At 61.8% G+C, this 22,480-nt stretch carries 13 protein-coding genes; 11 read left to right on the top strand and 2 right to left on the bottom strand.

Annotated elements, in window-relative coordinates; translation table 11 throughout:
- The first annotated feature begins 57 nt into the window (after positions 1-57).
- The 8 genes from F4U95_RS01395 (at position 58) to F4U95_RS01360 (ending at position 14,952) form a co-directional block, all read left to right on the top strand.
- Positions 58-2,403 (top strand): TonB-dependent receptor, encoded by a 2,346-nt coding sequence (locus F4U95_RS01395; protein WP_172598876.1) that lies wholly within the window; start codon positions 58-60, stop codon positions 2,401-2,403.
- 23 nt (positions 2,404-2,426) lie between these two features.
- Positions 2,427-4,073, top strand: a complete 1,647-nt coding sequence (locus F4U95_RS01390) for an alkaline phosphatase D family protein (protein ID WP_120253203.1) — start codon at positions 2,427-2,429, stop codon at positions 4,071-4,073.
- A 127-nt stretch (positions 4,074-4,200) separates the two neighbouring features.
- Entirely contained in the window at positions 4,201-5,934 is a 1,734-nt protein-coding gene (locus tag F4U95_RS01385) for an acyl-CoA dehydrogenase family protein (protein WP_120253202.1), read from the top strand.
- Positions 5,935-6,303: 369 nt separating this feature from the next.
- Positions 6,304-8,766: a TonB-dependent receptor plug domain-containing protein gene (locus tag F4U95_RS01380; protein WP_120253201.1), complete on the top strand. Its 2,463-nt coding sequence runs from the start codon at positions 6,304-6,306 to the stop codon at positions 8,764-8,766.
- A 25-nt stretch (positions 8,767-8,791) separates the two neighbouring features.
- Entirely contained in the window at positions 8,792-10,015 is a 1,224-nt protein-coding gene (locus tag F4U95_RS01375; RefSeq protein ID WP_232016308.1) for an FAD-dependent oxidoreductase, read from the top strand.
- A gap of 55 nt (positions 10,016-10,070) precedes the next feature.
- The gene (locus F4U95_RS01370) at positions 10,071-10,661 is read left to right on the top strand and encodes a TetR/AcrR family transcriptional regulator (protein ID WP_120253200.1); all 591 of its coding nucleotides are present in this window, start codon (positions 10,071-10,073) and stop codon (positions 10,659-10,661) included.
- Between the two features lie 105 nt (positions 10,662-10,766).
- Positions 10,767-12,326 carry a long-chain-fatty-acid--CoA ligase gene (locus F4U95_RS01365; protein WP_232016305.1) on the top strand — a complete coding sequence of 520 codons (1,560 nt, stop codon included), beginning with the start codon at positions 10,767-10,769 and terminating at the stop codon, positions 12,324-12,326.
- Between the two features lie 169 nt (positions 12,327-12,495).
- Positions 12,496-14,952, top strand: a complete 2,457-nt coding sequence (locus F4U95_RS01360; protein ID WP_161600353.1) for a M20/M25/M40 family metallo-hydrolase — start codon at positions 12,496-12,498, stop codon at positions 14,950-14,952.
- Positions 14,953-14,959: 7 nt separating this feature from the next.
- On the opposite strand, the gene F4U95_RS01355 is transcribed toward F4U95_RS01360, so the two are convergent.
- Positions 14,960-16,012, bottom strand: a complete 1,053-nt coding sequence (locus tag F4U95_RS01355) for a Leu/Phe/Val dehydrogenase (RefSeq protein WP_150424397.1) — start codon at positions 16,010-16,012, stop codon at positions 14,960-14,962.
- 125 nt (positions 16,013-16,137) lie between these two features.
- On the opposite strand from F4U95_RS01355, the gene F4U95_RS01350 reads away from it, so the two are divergent.
- Positions 16,138-16,599 (top strand): Lrp/AsnC family transcriptional regulator, encoded by a 462-nt coding sequence (locus F4U95_RS01350; protein ID WP_120253198.1) that lies wholly within the window; start codon positions 16,138-16,140, stop codon positions 16,597-16,599.
- Positions 16,600-16,637: 38 nt separating this feature from the next.
- Here the strand turns inward: F4U95_RS01350 and F4U95_RS01345 are convergent, their stop codons facing one another.
- A complete protein-coding gene (locus F4U95_RS01345; RefSeq protein WP_120253197.1) occupies positions 16,638-17,783 on the bottom strand; it encodes a dipeptidase in 1,146 nt (381 codons plus the stop codon).
- Between the two features lie 174 nt (positions 17,784-17,957).
- Here F4U95_RS01345 and F4U95_RS01340 point away from each other — a divergent pair, with 174 nt between their 5' ends.
- A complete protein-coding gene (locus F4U95_RS01340; RefSeq protein WP_161600352.1) occupies positions 17,958-19,394 on the top strand; it encodes a serine hydrolase domain-containing protein in 1,437 nt (478 codons plus the stop codon).
- Positions 19,395-19,608: 214 nt separating this feature from the next.
- Positions 19,609-22,308 (top strand): TonB-dependent receptor plug domain-containing protein, encoded by a 2,700-nt coding sequence (locus tag F4U95_RS01335; protein WP_161600351.1) that lies wholly within the window; start codon positions 19,609-19,611, stop codon positions 22,306-22,308.
- The last annotated feature ends 172 nt before the right edge of the window (positions 22,309-22,480 follow it).

Raw genomic sequence — 22,480 nt, 5'->3', positions numbered from 1 at the left:
CAGGTCACATCTGTTGTGCAGCGGCGTCCCCATATAGTTCAATAGGGGGTTCGCCACATGACACGCCGTATCCAGTTGCTTGCCATTCTGCTCGCCAGCAGCGCCGCCGTCCCGGCCATTGCCCAGACCGCCGCACCTGATGATGGCGATATTGTCGGCGCCGGCGAACAGATCATCGTCACCGCGCAAAAGATCGAACAGCGCGCGATGGATGTGCCGATCACCATCTCGGCGATCAGCGGCAAGCGGATGGAAGAAATCGGCGTGTCCGATCTCGACGAGCTGTCCAACTATATCCCCGGCCTCAATATCCAGGAACAGAGCGCCAACAATCCCGGCATCGTCATTCGCGGCATCACATCGGACAGCGGATCGGCCCAGCAGGCGCCGCGCGTCACCCTCTATTATAACGGCGTCGATATCTCGCGCTCGCGTGGCTCCTATCAGGATATCTACGACATGGAGCGGATCGAGGTGATCAAGGGGCCGCAGGCAACCTTGTTCGGCACCGCCTCGGCCGTCGGCGCGATCAGCATGATCTCCGCCCGGCCCAAGCCCGGCTTCTCCGCCGAATTGAATGCCGGTTACGGCAATTATGAGTCCAAACTGCTCAGCGGCTTCATTAATGGCGGGTCGGACAAGGTTGCCGGCCGCATCGCCTTCGCCTGGAAGAAGCGCGACGGTTACGTCAAGAATCTGTCCGCGACGCAGGACGATCTTTATGCCCGCGATCAGCTCGGCGTGCGCGGCTCGCTGCGCCTGAAGCCGACCGAAAGCTTCACCGCCGACCTCATCCTGACCTACGACCGCCAGCGCAATTCGGGCACGCCTTTCATTTCGCGCGCGCTGCCGACGTCGGAAGGGCCGGGCAATCCCTTCGGTTCGGCGAACCTGAGCGGCTCGCCTTTGTCGGGATCGGTTCTGCGTGGCGACAAGCTTGGCCTGCATCGTGACGTCTATGACGCCAACCTGACCTTCTCTTGGGACATCATGGACGATTGGACGCTGACCATGGTCAACGGCTATCGCAAGTTCGACAGTAACGAAGTGTTCGACGCGGACGGTTCGGCGGCCTGGTATCTGGAATTCGGTGAAGAGGCAAAGGGCTGGCAGGTCAGCCACGAAACCCGCTTCTCCTATGCTGGCGATCATTTCCGTGGGTCGTTCGGCTGGAACGGCTTCCGTGAAAAGAACCATCAGCGGGTGCCCTTCTCGTCCGAAGAAGGGACTTTCATCCAATGTCTGACCCGCGCTCTTCCCGGTCTTGGCTGTATCAATGCAGCCGGGGTGGTAACGGCGGCGCAGGCGACCGCGCTGATCACTGGTGGCGCGCTGACGCAGATTCCTTACAGCTCGGTCTTTGAAAATCGCGGCAAGAACGATAGCTATTCGATGTTTGCGGATGGCACCTGGATTGCCAGTCCTTCGCTGGAATTGACGGCCGGTATCCGTGCCCTCATCGAAAAACGTCGTTCGGGTTATGTTACCAACGTGCCCGTGCCGCGCCTGCCCTCGCTGCTGCCCGCTGCCCTGCGGGCGCAATTGCTGGCGGCGGTGCCGTCGCTGGCAACCTCGCTCGTCCCCGGCCAGGTCAACACCGGCGGTCGCGTGCTACACACGCAGGGCAGCTTCGCCGCTTTCCTGCCGCGCTTCAACATCCTCTATCGCTTCTCGCCGGCACTGAACGGTTTCGCCACCGTGTCGAAGGGGCGCCGCTCGCCGACCGTCAATCTGGATGCGGCTCCCGGCGGCGCGGCGCGTATCAGCCAGATCGCGGAGGAAAATGTCTGGAATTATGAAGTCGGTCTGAAGGGCAATAGCGGCATCTTCTCCGGGTCGCTGGGCGTCTACTATCAGAAATATGATAATTTCCAGGTCAGCGTTGTCGGCAGCGATGGCGTCGCCCGCACGATGAGCGCCGGCACGGCCAGCAACCTCGGCGTCGAAGCGGAAGTCATGGTCCAGCCGACCAACTGGCTCAACATCTTCGCCAATGGCGGCTATATCGACGGCGGCATCGACGACAAGGCGGCCAATGGCCGTTTCGCTGGCGACCAGTTCCGCCTTCAGCCCAAATTCCAGGCAGCGGCCGGCTTCACCATCGACGCGCCGATCGGCAACGGCATGCGCGTCTTTGCGACGCCCAGCGTCACCTATCGGAGCAAAATCTACTTCGAAGTGCCCAACACCGAAGCCATCAGCCAGGATGGCGTAACGCTGGTCAACCTGCGCGCCGGCGTCGGCTTTGTCGATGGACAATATGAAATTTCCGGCTTCATGCGCAACGCGACGAACAAAAATTACCTGCTCGACGCAGGCAATACCGGCGGCGCCTTTGGCATCCCAACCTACATCCCGGCAGAACCGCGCTTCTACGGCGTGCAACTGACCGGCCGCTTCTAACTCGGACAAGGAAGGAGACAGTCATGAGCTTCACCATCGACCGCCGCCTGCTCATCAAGGCCAGCATGTTGGGCCTGAGCGCTTTGTCCATCCCCGGTGCCGCCGCCATCCTGTCGGGTCGCGGCTTCACCCATGGCGTCGCCAGCGGTGAGCCGGGCGCGACGTCCGTGCTGCTCTGGACCCGCTATGTCGGGTCCGGCGACACCAAGCTGCGCGCCGAAGTCGCCACCGACGCGGCCTTTACCAAGGTCGTTTCCGGCGGCGAAGTCACGGCCCGTGCCGACGCCGACCACACCGCCAAGATCACCGTCACCGGCCTTCAGCCCGACGCATGGTATTTCTACCGTTTCATCGCGCCTGATGGCCGCATCAGCCGCCTTGGCCGTACCCGCACCCTGCCGCAGGGTGACGTGTCACGCTTCGGCATCGGCCTTTTCTCCTGCTCCAACATGCCTTTCGGCTTCTTCAACGCCTATGGCCATGCCGCCGCCCGCAACGATATCGACCTGGTCATCCATTGCGGCGACTATCTCTACGAATATGATCGCGGCCATTACCCCAGCCTGGAAGAAACCGTGCCCGGCCGCGTCATCGAACCGGCGAACGAGATGGTGACGCTGGCCGACTATCGCCTGCGTTACGCCTCCTACCGGCTCGATCCCGATCTTCAGGCGCTGCACGCCGCCTTCCCGATGATCGCCCAGTGGGACGATCATGAACTGGCCAACGACGCCTATAAGGACGGCGCCGAAAACCATCAGCCGGACAAGGAAGGCGAATGGTCGGTGCGCAAGGCGGCCGCGCAGAAGGTCTATCGCGAGTGGATGCCCGTATCCGATGCGAACTATGACAGTTTCCAGATCGGCACGCTGGCAACCATATTCCGTCCTGAAACCCGCATCACCGCGCGCAACAAGCAGTTGAGCGTCGGCGAAGCGGTCGCCGGCCGCGGCGATCTGGGCAAGGCGCTGGCCGAGTTTCGCGACGGTGCCTGGAGCGCGCAGGACCGCACCCTGATGGGCGCGGATCAGGAAAAATGGCTCTATGACGGCTTCGCCTCATCGAAGAAGGCCGGCACCGCCTGGCAGATCCTCGCGCAGCAGGTGATTATGGGCTATGGTCGTTTCCCGACCAACGCCGCTGACTGGGTGCCCGCCAACGCCCCCGGAATCGTCCGCAAGACGCTGGCCGGTGCGGTCGCCGCGTCGCAGGCCGGCCTGCCCTATAATATGGACAGTTGGGACGGCTATCCGGCCGCCCGCAACCGTCTCTATGATGCGGCACTGGCGGCGGACGCGGACCTGGTCGTCCTGTCGGGCGACAGCCACAATGCCTGGGGCTATAATCTGGGCGAACGCGGACCGGGGCAGGGCGGCGTCAAGGATCGGGTCGGCGTGGAATTTGCCGGCCACGCCGTTACCTCGCCCGGCTTCGAAACCTATGCCAAGGGTGTGCCGCCAGCGGACATCGCCCGCGCCTTGCGCGCGGTCAATCCCGGCATGGCTTTCTGCGACGCCAGCCAGCGCGGTTATGTCTCGCTGGAGGTCACGCCGCAGCAGGTCGCCGGCTCCTGGCATTTCATGCAGGATATCCGCACCCGTACGACGGCGCTTTCCGGCTCCCACCGGATGACCGTTCAGCGCGGCGCGAAGCTGTTGCAGGACGCCTGACCTGTCGAGACACTTCGTCATCTCGACATGGCGAAGTGTCTCGATCGCGCTTGTCTGGCAGATTGCTTATATTTGACTGTAACAGATGTTTGGTATAAATCGGCTCTGCCAAAATGGGAGAGGCCCGATGTACAGCTATATTCCGCCGATCGACGATTATCGCTTTCTGCTGGGCGAAGTGCTGGGCTTCGATACGGCGATGGCGGACATAGGCAAGGATGTCGACGCGGATCTCGCGGCTGCGGTTCTGGAAGAGGCCGGACGCATGTGTGCCGATCGCCTGCACCCGATCAACCGCGAAGGGGACGAACAGGGTAGCCAGTTGGTGGATGGCGCGGTGCGCACGCCCCATGGCTTTGCCGAGGCCTGGCGTGATTTCGCGCAGGCCGGTTGGGCATCCCTCTCCGCAGACCCGGCCTATGGTGGTCAGGGGCTACCCTTCATCCTGCAACTCTGGTTCGACGAGATGATGGCCGCGACCAACCTGTCTTTCGGCCTGTTTCCCGGCCTGACGCGCGGCGCGTGCGAAGCGATCATGGCCCATGCCGACGGCGCGCTGAAAGCCACTTATCTGCCGCCCATGATCAGTGGCGAATGGACCGGCGCCATGGCCCTGACCGAGAGCGGGGCAGGCACGGACCTTGCCTTGCTCAAGACCAAGGCGGTGCCGTGTGGCGATGGTCGCTATGCCATCACTGGCCAGAAGATTTTTATCTCGTCGGGCGACCATGATTTCGGCGGCAATATCGTCCATCTCGTGCTGGCGCGCCTGCCTGATGCCCCGGCTGGTGTGAAGGGGATCAGCCTGTTTCTGGTGCCCAAATTCCTGCCTGATGATCAGGGCGCGTTTACCGTCCGCAACGCCATGTCGGTTGGGGCATTGGAAAAGAAGATGGGGATTCATGCCCAGCCAACCTGCGTCATGAACTATGACGAAGCGACCGGATGGCTGGTCGGAGCACCGAACAAGGGCCTGGCCGCCATGTTCACGATGATGAACGCGGAACGGTTGATGGTGGGTGTTCAGGGTCTTGGCATCGCCGGGGCCGCCTATATTCAGGCTGCGGGCTACGCCAAGGAACGGTTGCAGGGGCGCAGTGCCGATGGCACTCGCGGGCCGGTTGCGATCATCGACCATGCCGATGTCCGTCGCATGCTGCTCAACATTCGCGCCTTTGTGGAGGCCGGTCGTGCCTTGGGCGGCTGGACGGCACTGCAACTCGATCGCGCCCATCATCATCCCGATCCGGCGGAGCGTATCAGGGCGGATGCGCTGGTCGCGCTGCTCACACCGGTGGTGAAGGCCGCCTTCACGGACTTCGGCTTCGAAAGCGCGGTGCAGGCGCAGCAGGTCTTCGGCGGTCACGGCTATATTCGCGAATGGGGGATGGAACAATTTGTCCGCGACGCCCGGATCGCGCAGATTTATGAAGGCACCAACGGCGTGCAGGCCATGGATCTGGTCGGCCGCAAACTGTCCTTGGGGGACGGTGCCGTGGTCGAGGGCTTTTTCGATCTGGTCCAGGCGGATCTGGAAGCTGCCAAAGGCACTGTGATTGCTGACGCCAGCCTGACGGCGCTCGCCTTGCTGCGATCGACGACGACATCGCTACGGGGTGCGGGCGTGGATGCAGCGGGCGCGGCGGCGGTCGATTATCTCCGCTTCTTCGCGCTGGTGTCGATGGGTTGGATGTGGAGCCGCATGGCCGCTGCGGCGCAGGAAGACAGTCCGCTCCACCAATCCAAGCGTGCCGTCGCCACCTTCTTCGCCAACCGGATGCTACCGCAGGCGGATGGCCTTGCCGCCAGCATCGCGGCCGGCGAAGGGTCGATCATGGCGCTGGATGCCGACGCCTTCTGACGACATGGTCGCCGCGAACCGCATCGCATCTTCCCGTCTATGAGATTTGACCCGTTCGCATTTGAAAAACTCCGTCATGGCTGGGTCAGGCATGCGATCATGAGCCATGCTCATAGAAATAAAGAGCTCTGTCGGTAAAATTCCCAATATTACCCATTTTCCTATTTGTAAATCTGAACGAATATCGCTCAATGTAATATGAATATTCAAAATAATAAACTGCGCTTTCCTGTCGCATAGAATAACTATTGCACGAAATTCTCCATCTATTTCCTAGCCATGCGGGACCGCTCTCACTGGACAGCGGTCATCTATAAAGCAGAGGCGCCGTAACGACGGTCGTTCCTGTTTTCTGCAGGGGGAATGCAAATGGTCCGCATATATTGGCACAAGATTTCGGGCGCATCGCTGCTCGCGCTGGCCGTCGCTTCGCCGGCCTGGGCGCAGGAACAAAGCGCCGAACTGGCACCGCAAGCCGCGTCGGCGGGGGATGCGGACACGATCATCGTGACCGGTACGCGCAAGACCGGCCTGCGCGCGGCCGACAGCCCCGCGCCGATCGAGGTGATCGATGCAGGCGCGCTCCAACGTTCCGGCAAGCCTGACGTCATCAGCGGCCTCGTCGCCTCCGTCCCCTCCTTCACGTCGCAGGCGTTTGGCGGCGACATGGGCAATCTCAAACTGTCCGCCCGCCTGCGCGGCCTCAGCCCCAATCACGCGCTGATCCTGGTCAACGGCAAGCGTCGCCACGGCACCTCCAGCATCACGGTCAGTTCGACCGGCGGCTATGGCGGCGCGGCATCGGCGGATCTCAGCCTGATCCCGGCAGAATCGATCGATCATGTCGAAGTGCTGCTGGATGGCGCGGCGGCGCAATATGGTACGGACGCGATCGCCGGCGTGATCAACATCTTCCTCAAGAACGCGCATCAGGGCGGGTCGATCAGCGGTACGACCGGCGCCTATGGCAAGGGGGACGGGTTCACCTATGGCGGGGCCGCCAATATCGGTTTCGGCAACGACCGTGCCTTCATCAACCTGACGGCCGAAGCGCGCCATCATGGCTATAGCGACCGGGGCGGCCCCGACCGGCGTTTCTACACGGCAGGCAATCTCGCCAATCCGGCGCTGCCCTTGATCCCAGGCTATCCATACACGAACAAGATCTATGGCGATGCCAAATATGATCTGCTGCTGCTATCCTATAACGCCGAGGCACAGTTGGGCGATGTCGCGACGGCTTATTCCTTCGGCAGCTATGGCTATCGCGACGGGGATTCCCGCCAGCAATATCGTTTCCCCAGTATAGCGCCCAGCCTCTGGCCACAGGGCTTTACCCCATCCATCGTCGCCAAGGAAAAAGACTGGTCCTTCACCGGTGGCCTGCGCGGCGATGTGGGCGACTGGAGCTGGGATCTGGCGAGTACATGGGGCCGCAACCAGATCGATATCTATGTATTGAACTCGGCCAATCCCTCGCTGATCGCTGATACCGGCACCAGCCCACGGGATTTCTACAACGGTACCTTCACTGCGACGCAGTGGACCAATAATCTGGATATCCGCCGCAGCTTCGACATCGGTCTGGCGGCCCCGGTCACCTTTGCCATCGGCGGCGAATATCGGCGCGATATTTATGAAATCGAACCGGGTGACGAGGCATCTCGCTACAAGGCAGGGGTACAGGCATTCCCAGGTTTCAATGTCACCGATGCGGGCCGTCATAGCCGCCATAATATCGCGGGCTATGTCGATTTCGCCGTCTCGCCTGTCGAGCGATTGCAACTCGACCTGGCTGGCCGGTATGAGGACTATAGCGACTTCGGCGACGCGTTGATCGGCAAATTCACGGGCCGCTATGATTTCTCGGATGGCTTTGCCCTGCGTGGTACGGTCAGCACCGGCTTCCGCGCCCCGACCCTGCTGGAACAATATTATTCGGCCACGGTGGTTAGCCCGACGACGGCGTCCGTCCGCCTGCCCCCGGACAAGGCGGCGGCCAAGCTGCTCGGCATCGAACCGTTGAAGGCGGAGCGGTCGACCAATCTCAGCCTCGGCGCGGTCTTCCGCCCGGCGCCCGCCTTGCAGGTCACGCTCGACGCCTATCAGATCCGCATCAGGGACCGGATCGTGGCGACCGGGTCGATCTACGGCCTGCGCAACCGGGTTTTGCTGTCGCAAGCGGTGACGGACGCGATCATCGCCAACGGCAATGTCCTGGGCACGGATTCGCTGACATCGACCGCCATCACCACCGCCGTCAATGGCGCCACCACCCGCACGCGTGGGCTGGAACTGGTGGCCAACTACAGCAGCAATCTGGGCGATCTGGGCACGGCAGACTGGAGCCTTGGCCTCAACTATAACAAGACCAAGGTGCAAAAGATCGCAGCGCCCTCCACCATCGTCGCGGCGTCGGGCCAGACCTATCTCGACCTCAACGCCATTTCCTTCCTGGAAACCGCAGCGCCCCGCTTCAAGGCGAATTTCGGTGTGTTGTGGAAGGTCGACAAATGGTCCTTCAACCTGCGCGAGACGCTTTATGGCAAGTCGTCCGTCCTCATCGATGGCGGATCGACCGGCGATTATCGTCGTAACAGCATAGGAACCAAAGGCATCACCGATCTGGAGATAGGCTATAATGTCACGCCGACTTTCACCATTGCGGTCGGCGCGAACAATCTGTTCGACGTCTATCCGGACAAGATCGATCCGGTGACCTACGCGGCGCAGATCGCCAGTGGCAGTCCGGCGGTGCCCGAAACCCTGTCGCATGGCGCATTTGGTATCAACGGCGGCTATTATTATGCGCGGGCCCGCCTGAACTTCTGACGATGCAACGGGGGGAACGCAGCCGATGATGAATGAAAGCAGTCGCCGGACCCTCCTGGCCAGCCTTGCGGCGCTGGGCGGCGCGGGTCTGGTCGCGGGCTGCGCTTCCCCCGGCAAAAGCCTTGTCGGCGGCACGCTGGCCGGCCGCCGACGCTATGATCCGCTCGATCCCTTTCCGGTCATCCGGGCACAGGCTGATCGTATCTTTCGCGTCACCACCTGTCTGCGCCCGTTCCGTGCCGCCGGGCCGCGCCTCGACACGGAACGGGTGGGCGACCATCTGGTCGTCCACAATTATGGCCATGGCGGCAGCGGCTGGTCCCTTTCCTGGGGATCGAGCAGCATCGCGGTCCAAAAGGCGCTGTCGGGTGGCGATCGCGACATCGGCGTGATCGGTGCCGGTGCGCTGGGCATGACCTCTGCGCTGTTGGCGCAGCGCGCGGGCGCCCGCGTCACCATCTACGCGCGCGATCGGCCACCCCATGTCCGCTCGTCGCGCGCGACCGGCACCTGGTCGCCGGCATCGCGCGTCGCGTTGGAACAGGGGTTGCCTGTCGATTTTGCCGGCCGGTGGGAGGATATGTGCCGCACATCCTTCAGCCATTTCCAATCCTATCTCGGCCTGGCCGGGACACCGGTGGAATGGACCGACCGCTATGCCCTGTCCGATATTCCTTTCCACGAAGCGCATGCGTTGCGGGACCGGGCCGGCAGTCCGGGCTTCGTCGACTATCATGACCGGGTGCGCGATCTTACACCCGCTCCGGTCGATCTGCCGGCCGGCACGCACCCCTTTCCCACGCCCTTCGTCCGCCGATCCGAATCTTTGCAATTCAACATTGCCAGCCTATCGGATCGTCTGACGAACGAGTTTCTGGCCGCTGGCGGCCGCTTCGAGCAGGCGGAATTCCACGCGCCTTACGATCTTGCCCGCCTCCCGCAAAAGACGCTGATCAATGCGACCGGCTATGGCGCCCGCGCTCTATGGCGGGATGAGAGCATCGTCCCGGTCCGGGGCCAGCTGGCCTGGCTTATCCCGCAACCCGAACTGCAATTCGGCATCAGCTATCGCGACGTCGGCCTTCTGTCGCGGCGCGATGGCATCATCGTCCAGTCGAGCGGGGTCAACGACTTTGCCGGCTATAACGACCCCAATGAACAGCCCGATCGCGCGGAGGCCGAGGCCGCCGTGCGGGTCATTGCGGCGTTGATGGACCGTATCGTCGCGCCGGGGCGGACGGCCGCCTGACAGGTCTGTCTGCCGGGGCTTCGCGGCCATAGGGAGATATGATAGCGCGGCGTGGATGACAAAGCGCAGCCCAGCACATGGATTACCCGACGAAGGGTCGGGCCGTCGCCGCCAGATATTGGAGATTGCCGCCCAGCTCTTTGCCAGAAAGGGGTACCGCGGAACCTCCATGCGCGACATTGGCGAACAGGCCGGTGTGCTGGGTGGCTCGCTCTATCATCATATCAAGTCGAAAGAGGCGCTGTTCGTCGAGCTGCATGACAGCGCGCTTGATGCCGCGGAGGAGCGGGTAGCGGTCGCAGTGGCCACACAGCAAGATCCCTGGGCGCGATTGCAGGCCGCTTGCACGACCTTGCTCGACATTCAACTCGCGCCGGACTCGCTGACCATGCCGATGATGAATGACTTCCGGGAGGTGCCCGGTCCGGTGCGTGAACAGCTTGTCGCGCGCCGCGACCGGTTCGAAAATCTGTTCCGGGGTCTGGTAGATGCGCTTGCCCTGCCGCCAAATCTGGATCGGTCGATCTATCGGAACCTGCTATTGTCGCAACTGAACACCGTGGCCGACTGGTATGGTCCGGGGCGCCTTTCGCCGGCCGATATCGCGGCCCAAATCGTCGCGATCTTCCGGCACGATAATGATTGAACCTGGATAGGCGGACGACCGCGTTCCACGCCGGTCGGCATGGGCTATGGTACATGGCGCCGATCTCTGCTTCATTGGCGCGTCTGACCCAATGGAGGCAATCCGTTGAACGCGCCCAGAATACTCTCGACCACCGGTTCGGAAGCCTATGGCTATCCGTTGCTGATTCGCCATTTGCTCGTCAATGTCGCCGACCAAAGCGACGCGGAGATTGTCAGCGGCGACCTGCGGTTCAGCTACCGCGACTTTGTCGATCGGGTGACGCGGCTGGCTGGCCTGCTGGCGGCGCGCGGGGTGCGTGCGGGCGATACCGTCGCGGTGATGGACTGGGACAGCCACCGCTATCTGGAATGTTATTTCGCCATCCCGATGATGGGTGCCATTCTTCAGACGGTCAACGTCCGCTTGTCCCCCGCGCAAATCGACTTCACCTTGCGTCAATCGGGTGCAGCCTTCCTTCTGCATCATGCCGACTTCACGCATTTGTGCGACCAATTATTGCCGGGGCTGCCGCAGATCGGCGGCGTGATCGTCATGGAAGGGGCGGCGGACGAGGACGGATATGAGGCCCTGATCGCCGCAACTTCGCCCGATTTTGCCTTCGCCGATTTTGACGAAAATGCTATCGCTACCACCTTCCACACCACCGGCACCACCGGCGATCCTAAGCAGGTCTTCTTCAGCCATCGTCAGCTCGTTCTTCACGCCATCACGCTGGCGGCGACGCTGGCCAACCAGCCGGACGGGCAGGGGTTGCGCCGCACCAACGTTTATATGCCGATGACGCCCATGTTCCATGTCCACGCATGGGGCATGCCCTATGCAGCGACGATGCTGGGCGTGAAGCAGGTCTATCCCGGCCGTTATGACCCTGCGACTCTGCTCGCGCTCAAGCAGCGCGAAGATGTCGACTTTTCCCATTGCGTACCGACCATCCTGCGCATGCTGCTGGATGCAGCGCGCGGGGAAAGGCTGGCGCCCTGGACCTTTGTAATCGGCGGCGCTCCCCTGCCTCTCGCGCTGGCGCAGGAAGCGGCTGCCGCGGGCATCACCACGCTGGTCGGTTATGGCATGTCGGAAACCGGACCGATCATCACATTGGCGCGCAGCGCGCCGGAAGATATTGCCGGCCGCTGCCGTGCCGGCTTCCCCGCTCTGCTGGTACAGGCGCGGATCGACACGGCCCATGGCGGCGAACTGTTGTTGCGCGCGCCTTGGCTGACGCAGGGCTATGCGACGCAGGCGGACAGCGATGCGTTATGGGCTGGTGGGTGGATGCATACCGGAGATGTGGGTGCGGTCGATCCGGACGGCGCGCTGCGCATCGTGGACAGGCTGAAGGATATCATCAAAACCGGGGGAGAATGGGTTTCTTCGGTCGATCTTGAAGATTTGCTCGTCGCCCAGCCCGGCATCGCCGAAGCGGCCGTTATCGGCATCCCGGACACCAAATGGGGTGAACGGCCGGCGGCCTTTCTGGTCGCCAGTCAGGGAGCCCAGCCGCCCGATCCGGATCAGCTATGCGCCGCTCTGGAACACCATGTCACATCGGGGCGGATCAGCCGCTATGCCATCCCCGAACGGCTGCTCATGGTCGACGCATTGCCGCGTACGAGTGTCGGCAAGATCGACAAGAAGGCGCTGCGCCTGCTTCTGGCCGAATGAGGTGATGGCAGGCTGAATCGACGGCGCACGTCCGGTCGATGGGCCGATACCCGTTCCTTTGGCGCTCGCAAAGTCTTTGGCTCTGCGGCGACAGCCAGAAACGATGAAAATCGACCGTCACCGATTTTCAGTATTTGATCTTTTTCTGCAAATAAGACAAAAAATATCCATGCAGAAAAATGGCTCCGGCGAAAATCCGACTTACCTGTCCAACTCGCTGTCGCGCTGGATCCTGGTGCTGATCTTCATCGGGGCAGGCATCGCTTTGGGATTATTGGCCAATCGCCTGCCGGACCGGGTCCCGGACGATGCGCCCGCAACCGCTTTTTCCGCACAACGGGCGATGCGCGATGTCCATGCCATCGCCGCCCGGCCGCACCCGACCGGATCACCGGAGATTGAGGAAACGCGCCGCTATCTGATGGCGCGGATGACCGCTCTGGGGCTCGATCCGCAGATGCGAACCCAGGATGCCGTTTCCGCCCGTCGCTACACGAAGGAAATCGCCCCCGCCGGTCGTATGCGCAATATCGTGGGCGTCTATCGTGGAACTGCCCCTGCATTACCGGCCATATTGGTCATGGCTCATTATGACACGGCGCCCCTCTCGCCCGGTGCGGGAGATGATACGTCCGGCGTCGCCGCCGCGCTGGAGATCGCCCGCGCGCTCAGGGCGGCCGGGCCGCTGCGCCGCTCGGTCGTCTTTCTCTTTACCGATGGAGAGGAAGCCGGCCTGATCGGCGCTTCCGCCTTCTTCGCCGCCGATCCCTTGCGCCACGGGATCGGACTGGTCCTCAACCTGGAGGCGCGGGGCGACAGTGGCAAGGCGCTGATGTTCCAAACCAGCACCGGAAATGCTCGGCTGATCGACACCTATAGCCGCACCATAAAGTCACCTGCCGCAGACTCGCTCATGGCGACCATTTACAAACGCATGCCCAACGACACCGACCTGACGGTGGCGCTGGACAAGGGGCTGGCCGGCATGAACTTCGCCTTTGTCGGGCATCAGGTCGCCTATCACACGGCGCTCTCGACCCCGGACCGGCTGAATGTCGCCAGTCTTCAGCATATGGGCGACCAGCTGTTGCCCCTGGTGCGCAGCTTCGGTGAAGCCGACAGCCTCGATCAACAGAATGACGATTCTATCTTTACCGACCTCTTCGGCCTCTTCCTGATCGTCTATCCGCCTTGGGTGGGCTGGCTGCTGGCCTTCATCGCGGCCGGTGCGACCTTCAGCATGACCGGCATCGCCCTTGTCCGTCGCCGTATCGGCTGGCGCAACATGTTGGCTGGGGCAGGCGGATTGCTTGCGATATTGCTCGGCATCGCGACTCTGTTGATGCTGGCGATCCGCCTGGCCGCCCTGATCGTGCGCGATGTCTCGTCCCCCTATGCGCTGATCGGCCAGTTCGACTGGCTGCTGCCGGCTACGCTGCTGCTCGGCCTTGGCACGGGGGCGCTGCTGCTGGGAACCGCGGTCAGAGGGCAGCCAAAACCTGTGGCGCTGTTTCTGCTGGTCGCCGGTCTGGCCGCCGCGCTGCTGGGCACTTTCAGCGCGATCCCGCTGGCCCTCGCCATCGTGGCGGCCTTGCTGCTCTGGGCCGCCATGGGGCGCCCTCAGCCACTGGCAGGGTGGTTCGCTGGCGCGATGACCCTTATCGCCCTGCTGGCGTTGGTCATGCAGATATTGCTGCCCAACGGTGCGCATATGCTGGTCTGGCCGCTGCTCCTGTTGGCCGCGCCCCTGGCTCTGCTGCTCTTCGCTCCGGAGCGGGCTGCGCGCCCGGTGGGGCTGGCCATCCTGACCCTGCCCGCCTTGTTGATCGCCGGGCTGACGGCACGATCGGGCTATGACTTTTTTCTGATGATGGGCGCCTCGCTACCGGCGGTCGCGACGCCCTTCCTTCTGCTTACGCTGCTGGCGCTCGCGCCCTTGCTCTGGTCCCTGCGTCGTCTCCAGACCGTCGGCATGATCATTTGCGCTCTGGGCCTTGGCCTCTTCATCGCAGCCGCGATTTTCGCGCGTACGCCGACCGCCGACAATCCGGACATGGTGGAGGCCTTCTATATTGCCGATCTCGACAAGGGGCGCGGGGACTGGGTCAGCGCGAAGTTGGACCGAGCCGGTTGGGTGCATCGCGCTCTGACGCAGGATGGCGGCACCGCGAAGAAGGGGTCGATCGCTCCGATCTCGAAGGAGGATCATTGGATCGCCCCAGCCAAAACTGCGACATTCAACCGGCCGCAATTGCTCCTGACGGCCGGCGGCGCGGGCAATGCCTATCGTCTTACGCTTCAGGCCGCCAATCGGAACGGTGGTCGCTTCATGCGGCTCTATCTCAAACCTTCGGTCGAACTGCGCAACATCCGCATCATGGATCAGGTTGCACCCGGCACGTTGAAGGCGGGAGACTGGACGCCCGTTACCTTTCACGCCAGTGGTGCCGACACCGTCCGCCTGACCATGGATGCGGCCGGCAAGGGCCGGGTAGAGGTGCAAATGATCGAACTGGTCGATCAATGGCCACGGGGCAGCAAGGTCATTCCCCTGCCGCCCCACAGCATCGCTTATCGTCGGTCCGGCAACAGCCTGATTATGGCCCGCACCACGCTCGCGTGGTGAGAGCGGATCAGGCAGCCTGTCGGTTGGCTGCTGCGATGGTCCGTTCGGCTATCTCGTCCGCCACCCATGCCGCCGAACGGCCCTCGCGTCGGGCCAGATCCAATATTTCGCCCACTCGCGGCCCGATCTGATCGACGCGCGCCGCCACGCTCGCCCGATCCTCGCCCAGATATTCGGCCGATACGCTGATGATGCCACCTGCATTGACGACATAGTCGGGCGCGTAGGCGATACCCCGTTCCAGCATCAGATCGGCCACCTCAGGCCTCGCCAATTGGTTGTTCGCTGCGCCACAGACCAGCCTGGCCTTCATCCCGGCCACGCTCTGCGCCGTCAGCGCGCCGCCCAGCGCGCAAGGCGCGAACACGTCTGCCTCCACCGCCATGATCTCCTCCACATCCACGACCGTGGCATTCAGCACAGCGCCCAGTGCATTACGGCGGCGCGGGTCGATATCGGCGATGATCAATCGCGCACCGGCATCGGCCAATTGCCGGCACAGGCTGGCCCCGACATTGCCGGTACCCTGCACCGCGACGGTCAGGTCGGATAATTCGGCGCCCAGCGTCAATCGTGCGGCAGTCCGCATGGATTCAAACACGCCCAGTGCCGTCCATGGCGATGGATCGCCACCCGCCTGATCGCCCATGATCTCCAGCCCGGCGACATGGCGCGTCATGGTGGAAACTTCGCGCATGTCGGCCACGCTGGTGCCGACATCTTCCGCCGTGACATAAAGGCCGTCCAGTTCTGCGACGGCGCGGCCGAAGGCGCGGAACAGGGCGGCACGATCGAACGTACCGCTGGGCCGGCGCAGCACCGCCTTGGCGCCGCCGAAGGGCAGGCCGGCCAGCGCATTTTTGTAACTCATGCCTTCGGCCAGTCGGCAGGCATCGTCGAATGCGGCTTCCAGGTCGGGATAATCCCAAAAGCGGCATCCGCCTGCGCCGGGCCCCAATTCCGTGGAGTGGATCGCGATCACGCCGTCCAGGCCGCTTTCGGGATCGAGCAACCGCACCGATTGCATAGGCGGGTTCTGGCGGGCGAGACGGGAAACCATGATCTTCTCCTTGGGAATGTCCATTTCTTATCGTCGCTCGATGGAGAAGAATCTTGCCTGATTTTTCGCTTATTTCGCATGAAATGAGAATGATCTATTCTCAAATATGCGTTATATAGGATAATATGATCGAACTCGACAATTTCGAGCGGAAGATTCTCCGCGAGTTGCAACGCGACGCCAGCCAGACCACGGCAGAGATTGCGGAGAAGGTTGGATTGACGCCATCGCCTTGCTGGCGCCGCATCGACCGCCTGGAACGGGAGGGTTTGATCCGCAAGCGGGTGGCATTGATTGACCGGCGCAAGGTGGGCCTCAATGCGCAAGTCTTTGCACAGGTGAAACTCAACGCCCATGGCCGCGCCAATCTGGATGAATTCAGCGCTGCCATCCGCGGCTTTCCCGAAGTGCTGGAGGCCTATGTGCTGATGGGGACGATGGATTTCATGCTGCGCATCGTCGCGAAGGATATCGAGGCTTATGAGCGCTTCTTCTTCGAGCGACTGAGCAAATTATCCGGCGTTCAGGAAATCAACTCGACCGTGGCCCTGTCGGAAATCAAGGCGACCAATGAACTGCCGATCTGAAAAGATGGCGGCGGTCATTGCGCCGCCGCCATAGAATGTCATTTCCAGGTCGCGCCCAAAAGTCGGCGGAAATTGCCGCCCAGCACTGCCCGGATATTATCGTTCGAATAATTGCGCCGCACCATTTCCTCGACCAGATTATATATTTTCAACGGATCGTCGAACCCATCCGTGTCGATCTTTTCGCGGAATGCATAGCTGCCTTTATAGCCGGCCTTCAGCTTGGCATAGGCGGTCGGCTCCATGTCGTCATAACCATAGATATCGGCGTCCGACCCTATTCCGACCTTGTCGATGCCGATCAGCTTGGCGACATGATCGACCTGATCCACCAGATTGGCGATCGTCGTGGGCTCCTGCGCGGTCAGGAAGTTGCGCACGCCGGTAATGCCCATCACGCCGCCCTTGGCGCCTAGCGCCTTGATGGCCTCGTCGGTCTTGGTGCGCGGATGATTGTTGAGCGCGCGGCAATTGCTGTGCGTGATCGCGATTGGCCCGCTGGCCATGGCGATGGCATCCAGCGTGGTCTTGTCGCCGCAATGGGATACATCGACCAGCATGCCGATCTTGTTCATTTCCGCGACGATCGCGACGCCATAGTCGGACAGGCCGCCGTCGATCCTGTCGGTGCAGCCCGACCCGATCCGGTTCTGACTGTTATAGGTCAGCTGCGACACGCGCTGGCCCAACTGATAGAAGGTTTTCACGTCCTCGATCGCGTCGAAATGGTCGCTATTCTGCAGCCCCATGATCACTGCCATCCGGCCATCTGTTTTGGCGCGATCTAGGTCGCTACCCAATCCCACGCCCTGAAACAGATGCGGGTTGCGCGCGACGAACCCGGTCCATGCCAGTAGCCATTGCAACGTTTCTGCCTTTGCATCCGGCCCGCCGATGCCGATGCTGTTATGGAAGGCTGTGATGCCGCTCTTGCGGAAATCGGCCGCCCAAGCCTCGCTTACCGGTTCGGCATAGACTTGTGGACGGAAATCCAGGGTCAGCGGCCCCAGCATGTCGATAATGAGCGATTCCTTCACCAGATCGGTCACGCGTTTGGAATAGCGACGCTGCGAAGCGGCATGCGCTTGATACAGGCCGCCATTGATCATCGGAAAGGCAAACGCCGTTGCCGTGATGGCGCCGGTCATCGCCTGTCGCCGCGAAACACCCTTTTTGTTGTCCATGTCTCACTCCCTCTTCTTCCGGATTGGAAAAGAGTTTGCCGAGAAGGATTGGTCCTGTATAGACAAATAATATCTAAAACGAGAATATCAGAGGGATTGGGCATGCTGCATTGCGACCAAGACGGCCGGCGTCGATGGAAATGGGCTTTGGGATGCGGGGCCGCCATTTTTTTGATGGCCCCGACCGTCCCCTCCGCGCTGGCAAAATCTGTCGCGACGACTGCCTCTGCCTCGATCGACCGGGGTAAGCTGGCTGTCCTGCCCGATTTCATCGACGGCATTCTGGCGCAACAGATTGCGCAGCGCGAAGTGGCCGGTGCGGTGGTCACGATCGTCCATCGCGGCAAAGTGGTAATGACGCGCGGCTATGGCTTTGCCGATGTGGACAAGGGCCTTGCCGTCGATGGCCAGCATACTCTGTTTCGCCCGGGATCGGTGTCGAAGCTCTTCACCTGGGTCGCGCTGATGCAGCAGGTGGAGGCCGGCAAGGTCGATCTGGATGCCGACGTAAACCATTATCTCGATTATGAAATTCCGCCATTTCAAGACAAGCCGATCCGGGTTCGTGACCTGTTTGCTCATGCCGTAGGTATGAGCGATCTTTCCTATGCGGAAGGAGAATGGGAGAAGGAAGAAACCTATCAATCCTTCCTCAAGACCCACATTCCGCAACGCCTCTGGGCGCCGGGCGGCGAGATTTCCTACTCCAACTATGGCGCGTCGCTCGCTGGCTATATTGTCGAGCGCGTGTCGGGGGAGGCCTTCCCGGACTATGTCGAACGCCATATCTTCCAGCCGCTCGGGATGATGGCCACCACCTTTCGCGAACCGCTGACAGGGGAAAAGGCGGCGCATATGGCGCTGGGCTATGCGTTGGTCGATGGCCGATTTACGCCAAAACCCTATGAGCGTTATGACAAGATCATGCCGGCCGGCTCGGCAGCATCGACCGCCCCGGATATGGCGCGTTTCATGCTGGCCATGCTCGGCAACGGTGCCTTCAATGGCGCACGCATATTGAAGCCGGATTCGGTGCATTTTCTGGAAAGCAATTCGATCGCCAATGCACCGGGTTTGCCGGGCATGGCGCATGGCTTCATGGTCGCGCGCGAAGCTGGGCCAAGGCTGGTCGGTCATGGTGGCAACACCATGGACTTCCACAGCTATTTGCTGCTCGCGCCTGAAGCGGAATTCGGTTTCTTCGTGTCAATGACTGGTGGGCAGGGTAGCTATGGCGCTCGCACGGAACTGAGCGATGCAGTCATCGGCCGTCTCTTCCCCCAAGCGCCGGCAGCCCGCTGGACGCAGGCGGGTGCCAAGCCGCCGGTCGGAGCCTATCGCGTCAATCGCCGCGATTACAACAAGCCGGCCGATCCGGCGGGCGACCTGAAGGTGTCCATTCAGGGCGAGCATGGCTTGCTGGTCGAAGGGCAGGGGCGCAAAAGCTATTGGGAGCAGATCGGGCCGGCGCTCTATGAGCAGGTGACCGGTGCACGGATCGGTGGTCCCTATGACAGGTTGCTGTTTTACGGCGCGCCGGGCGATCCGCGCATGTCCTTCGGCGCGCAACCACATGTCACCTATCATCTGGTGTCTCCTTCCAGGAAATGACCGACCCACGTGCCGCCGATCAAATCCGATCGGCGGCATTAATTTTCTGATATGACAATTTTATCTCATTTAGGATTGAACTGTCCTTATATTAATGTTCTTATCCTCCTTAGTTGAATCGGAGGAAGCAGTTTCGTCAGGCGGAAAATAAGCGAAGTCTAAGCGGACGGCCTTGGCGATCTGCGCCCTTCGATGGGTGCAAAGGGGTATGAGCATGAAGTCCAACCATTTGTTGTGGCTTGCGGGCACCGCGTTGGCGGGGATCGCAGGCATGTCACCCGCCATGGCGCAGCAGCCGGCGGAACAAGCCGCAGAATCCGAAATCATCGTCACCGGGTCACGCATCCAACGGCAAGGTTTCGATGCGCCCACGCCCACTACGGTTTTGGGGGTGGAACAATTGCAGCAGGGCGACCGGCCCAGCCTTGCCCAGGCCCTGAACGACATTCCGCAATTCCGGCCCACCGCCACCCCGGAAACCACCACCGGCAACACCACGGCTGCTGCGTCGCCTGCCGACTTGCGCGGCCTGACCGCCGTGCGCACACTCACCTTGCTCAACGGCCATCGCTTTACCGGCAGCGCCGATCTCAACAGCGTCCCGCAAAATCTGATCAAGCGGGTCGATGTCGTGACCGGCGGTGCGTCGGCCGCCTGGGGGTCCGGTGCGGTCGCCGGGGTGGTCAACGTCATCCTCGACGATGAACTGACCGGCTGGAAGATGGGCGCCAACACCGGCATATCCTCGCGCGGCGACGGCTATCGCTTCGGCGGCGACATCGCCTGGGGCACGAACTTCGCGGGCGATCGCGGCCACATCATGGTCGGCGGCGAATATCTCAAGAGCAAGGGCGCCTTCGACCGTGAGGCTCGGCCGAACCTGAATGCCGGCCTGTTCCAGCGCGCCGATGGTCAACACGTCCTGACGCCAGACGTCAACTATACCATCCTCAATCGCGGCGGTTCGATCCTCAGCACTTCTGCGGTGCCCTATAATCTCGTCTTCAATCCGGACGGATCGGTCGGCCCACTTCCCTTGGGTAGCGAAACCTTCGGCCAGCAGACGGTCGGGGGCGGTGGTCAGAGCATCTATGATTATCTCTCGGTCAGTACGCCCTATGAGCGGACCAATCTCTTCGCTCGCGTCAGTTACGACCTTACCGACAATCTGAAGATCTGGGCCGAAGGCAGCTATAACCGCATGGCCGGCGACTTCAGCTTTTTCCCGGAAACGCCGATTTCGGTGATCCAGCAGGATAATGCCTTCCTGACCGCGACGGCCAGGTCGCAACTGGCAGCAGCCGGCGTCACCGGTCCGTTCATCCTGGGCCGCATTCTGGACGATGTCGGACCGGACGGTATGTTGCGGTTCAACTATGCGCGCCGCAATCTGGAAGGGGCGATTGGTCTGGACGGCAGCTTCGGCGATGGCTGGAGCTACAAGGTCTATTATGACCATGGCGAATTGCGGAACCGCCAGACGCTGGGCAACCAACGCATCGCTGCTCGCTTCAACAGGGCGATCGACGCGGTGCTGGTCAATGGCAGCCCTGTCTGTCGCGTCAATGCGGACGCCAGCACCACCAATAATGATGCGGCCTGTGTGCCGATCGACATATTGGGCAATGGCAAGATCAGCGAGGCGGGCCGCGCCTATGCCTTTGGCGACGCGTCCTCCACCAGCACAACCAAGCTGGACGCGGCGGGTTTCAGCATCAGCGGTCAGCCCTTCGCGACCTGGGCCGGGCCGGTCGATATCGCGGTGGGCGGTGATTTCCGCTGGGAAGAATTCGTCACCAACTCGGTCGATGCCTTGTCGGCAGCACGCGCCTTTGCCACGCTGAATTATGCACCCACCAATGGTGGTTTCAATGTGAAGGAATTCTTCGCCGAGGTCGCCGTGCCGCTGCTCGATGTGGCGGATACGGCCAAGCTGGAAATCAATGGCGCCGCTCGCTATTCCGACTACAGCACCAGCGGCGGCATCTGGTCATGGAAGACCGGCGGCACGCTACGACTGGTCAACGACCTGTTGCTGCGGGCGGTCTATTCGCGTGACATCCGATCGCCCAGCATCAACGAATATTATCTGGGCCGGGCCACCAACATCGGCAATATGCAGGATCCGTTCCGCAACAATTCGGTGGCACTCAATGTGTTCAGCTACACCGGCGGCAACACGGCGCTGGACCCGGAAGTGTCGCACACATTGACGCTGGGCGGCTCTTATTCGCCGCGCTTCGTGCCAGGGCTGCGCTTGTCGCTCGATTTCTACAAGATCAAGATCGACGGGGTGATCGTCACACTGGCGCCGCAGGATGTGCTCAATCTCTGCGCTGCGCAGAACCCCAGCGACAATCTGTGCGGCGGCCTGATCGAGCGCGATGCCAATGGCGGCCTCGTCTCGGTGCTGCGGACCTATCGTAACCTGGCCCAATACAAGACCAAGGGCCTGGATATTGAAGCCGCCTATCAGGTGCCGGTGGGGGCAGGGCGCGTCACCGTCCGTTCGCTGGCAACGCATGTCATGGAATTGCTGATCGACGACGGCGTCACCACGACCGATCGGGCCGGCATCGTCGGCGGCGACACGCTCTTTTCCACGCCCAAATGGCGCGTCACGACCTCTGTTGGTTATGACGACCAGCATTTCGGTGCAGATCTGCGCGTTCGTCATGTCAGCGGCGGCCAATATACCTATGTTCCCGGTCCCAACCGTCAGTTGCCGCTCAATAATGACATTAGCGGCCGTACCTATGTCGACCTCGCCGTCCGCTTCAAGGTCGGGGCCTTCACTCTCTATGGCAACGTCAACAATCTGTTCGATCGTGACCCGCCGATGTCGCAATATACCAATGCGAATTACGATGTGATCGGCCGCTATTTCTCCGGCGGCGTGAAGTTGAACTTCTGATCGCCAGGCGGCGACCCGGACGGCGGCATGCCCCTTGCCTGTCGTCGTCCGGCCTATGGGATGAGAGGATCTGACGATGTGTCTTGCACATCCATCTTTTCGAACAGGTGATCCGCAGATCGCGGGTGCGACCATGACGGGACAATCTGCCAAACGGATAAACAGGGAAGGG

The sequence above is a fragment of the Sphingobium limneticum genome (assembly GCF_008710165.1).
GTDB classification, from domain to species: Bacteria; Pseudomonadota; Alphaproteobacteria; order Sphingomonadales; family Sphingomonadaceae; genus Sphingobium; species Sphingobium limneticum.
This window is presented reverse-complemented; position numbering and strand designations above follow the sequence as displayed.

Bases quoted from the DNA above. Each gene is read 5' to 3' on its own strand.
- F4U95_RS01395 (WP_172598876.1), top strand. From the start codon at position 58: ATGACACGCCGTATCCAGTTGCTTGCCATTCTGCTCGCCAGCAGCGCC.
- F4U95_RS01340 (WP_161600352.1), top strand. From the start codon at position 17,958: ATGGCCCCGACCGTCCCCTCCGCGCTGGCAAAATCTGTCGCGACGACT.
- F4U95_RS01390 (WP_120253203.1), top strand. From the start codon at position 2,427: ATGAGCTTCACCATCGACCGCCGCCTGCTCATCAAGGCCAGCATGTTG.
- F4U95_RS01335 (WP_161600351.1), top strand. From the start codon at position 19,609: ATGAAGTCCAACCATTTGTTGTGGCTTGCGGGCACCGCGTTGGCGGGG.
- F4U95_RS01375 (WP_232016308.1), top strand. From the start codon at position 8,792: ATGATGAATGAAAGCAGTCGCCGGACCCTCCTGGCCAGCCTTGCGGCG.
- F4U95_RS01345 (WP_120253197.1), bottom strand. From the start codon at position 17,783: ATGGACAACAAAAAGGGTGTTTCGCGGCGACAGGCGATGACCGGCGCC.
- F4U95_RS01370 (WP_120253200.1), top strand. From the start codon at position 10,071: ATGACAAAGCGCAGCCCAGCACATGGATTACCCGACGAAGGGTCGGGC.
- F4U95_RS01350 (WP_120253198.1), top strand. From the start codon at position 16,138: ATGATCGAACTCGACAATTTCGAGCGGAAGATTCTCCGCGAGTTGCAA.
- F4U95_RS01380 (WP_120253201.1), top strand. From the start codon at position 6,304: ATGGTCCGCATATATTGGCACAAGATTTCGGGCGCATCGCTGCTCGCG.
- F4U95_RS01355 (WP_150424397.1), bottom strand. From the start codon at position 16,012: ATGGTTTCCCGTCTCGCCCGCCAGAACCCGCCTATGCAATCGGTGCGG.
- F4U95_RS01360 (WP_161600353.1), top strand. From the start codon at position 12,496: ATGCAGAAAAATGGCTCCGGCGAAAATCCGACTTACCTGTCCAACTCG.
- F4U95_RS01385 (WP_120253202.1), top strand. From the start codon at position 4,201: ATGTACAGCTATATTCCGCCGATCGACGATTATCGCTTTCTGCTGGGC.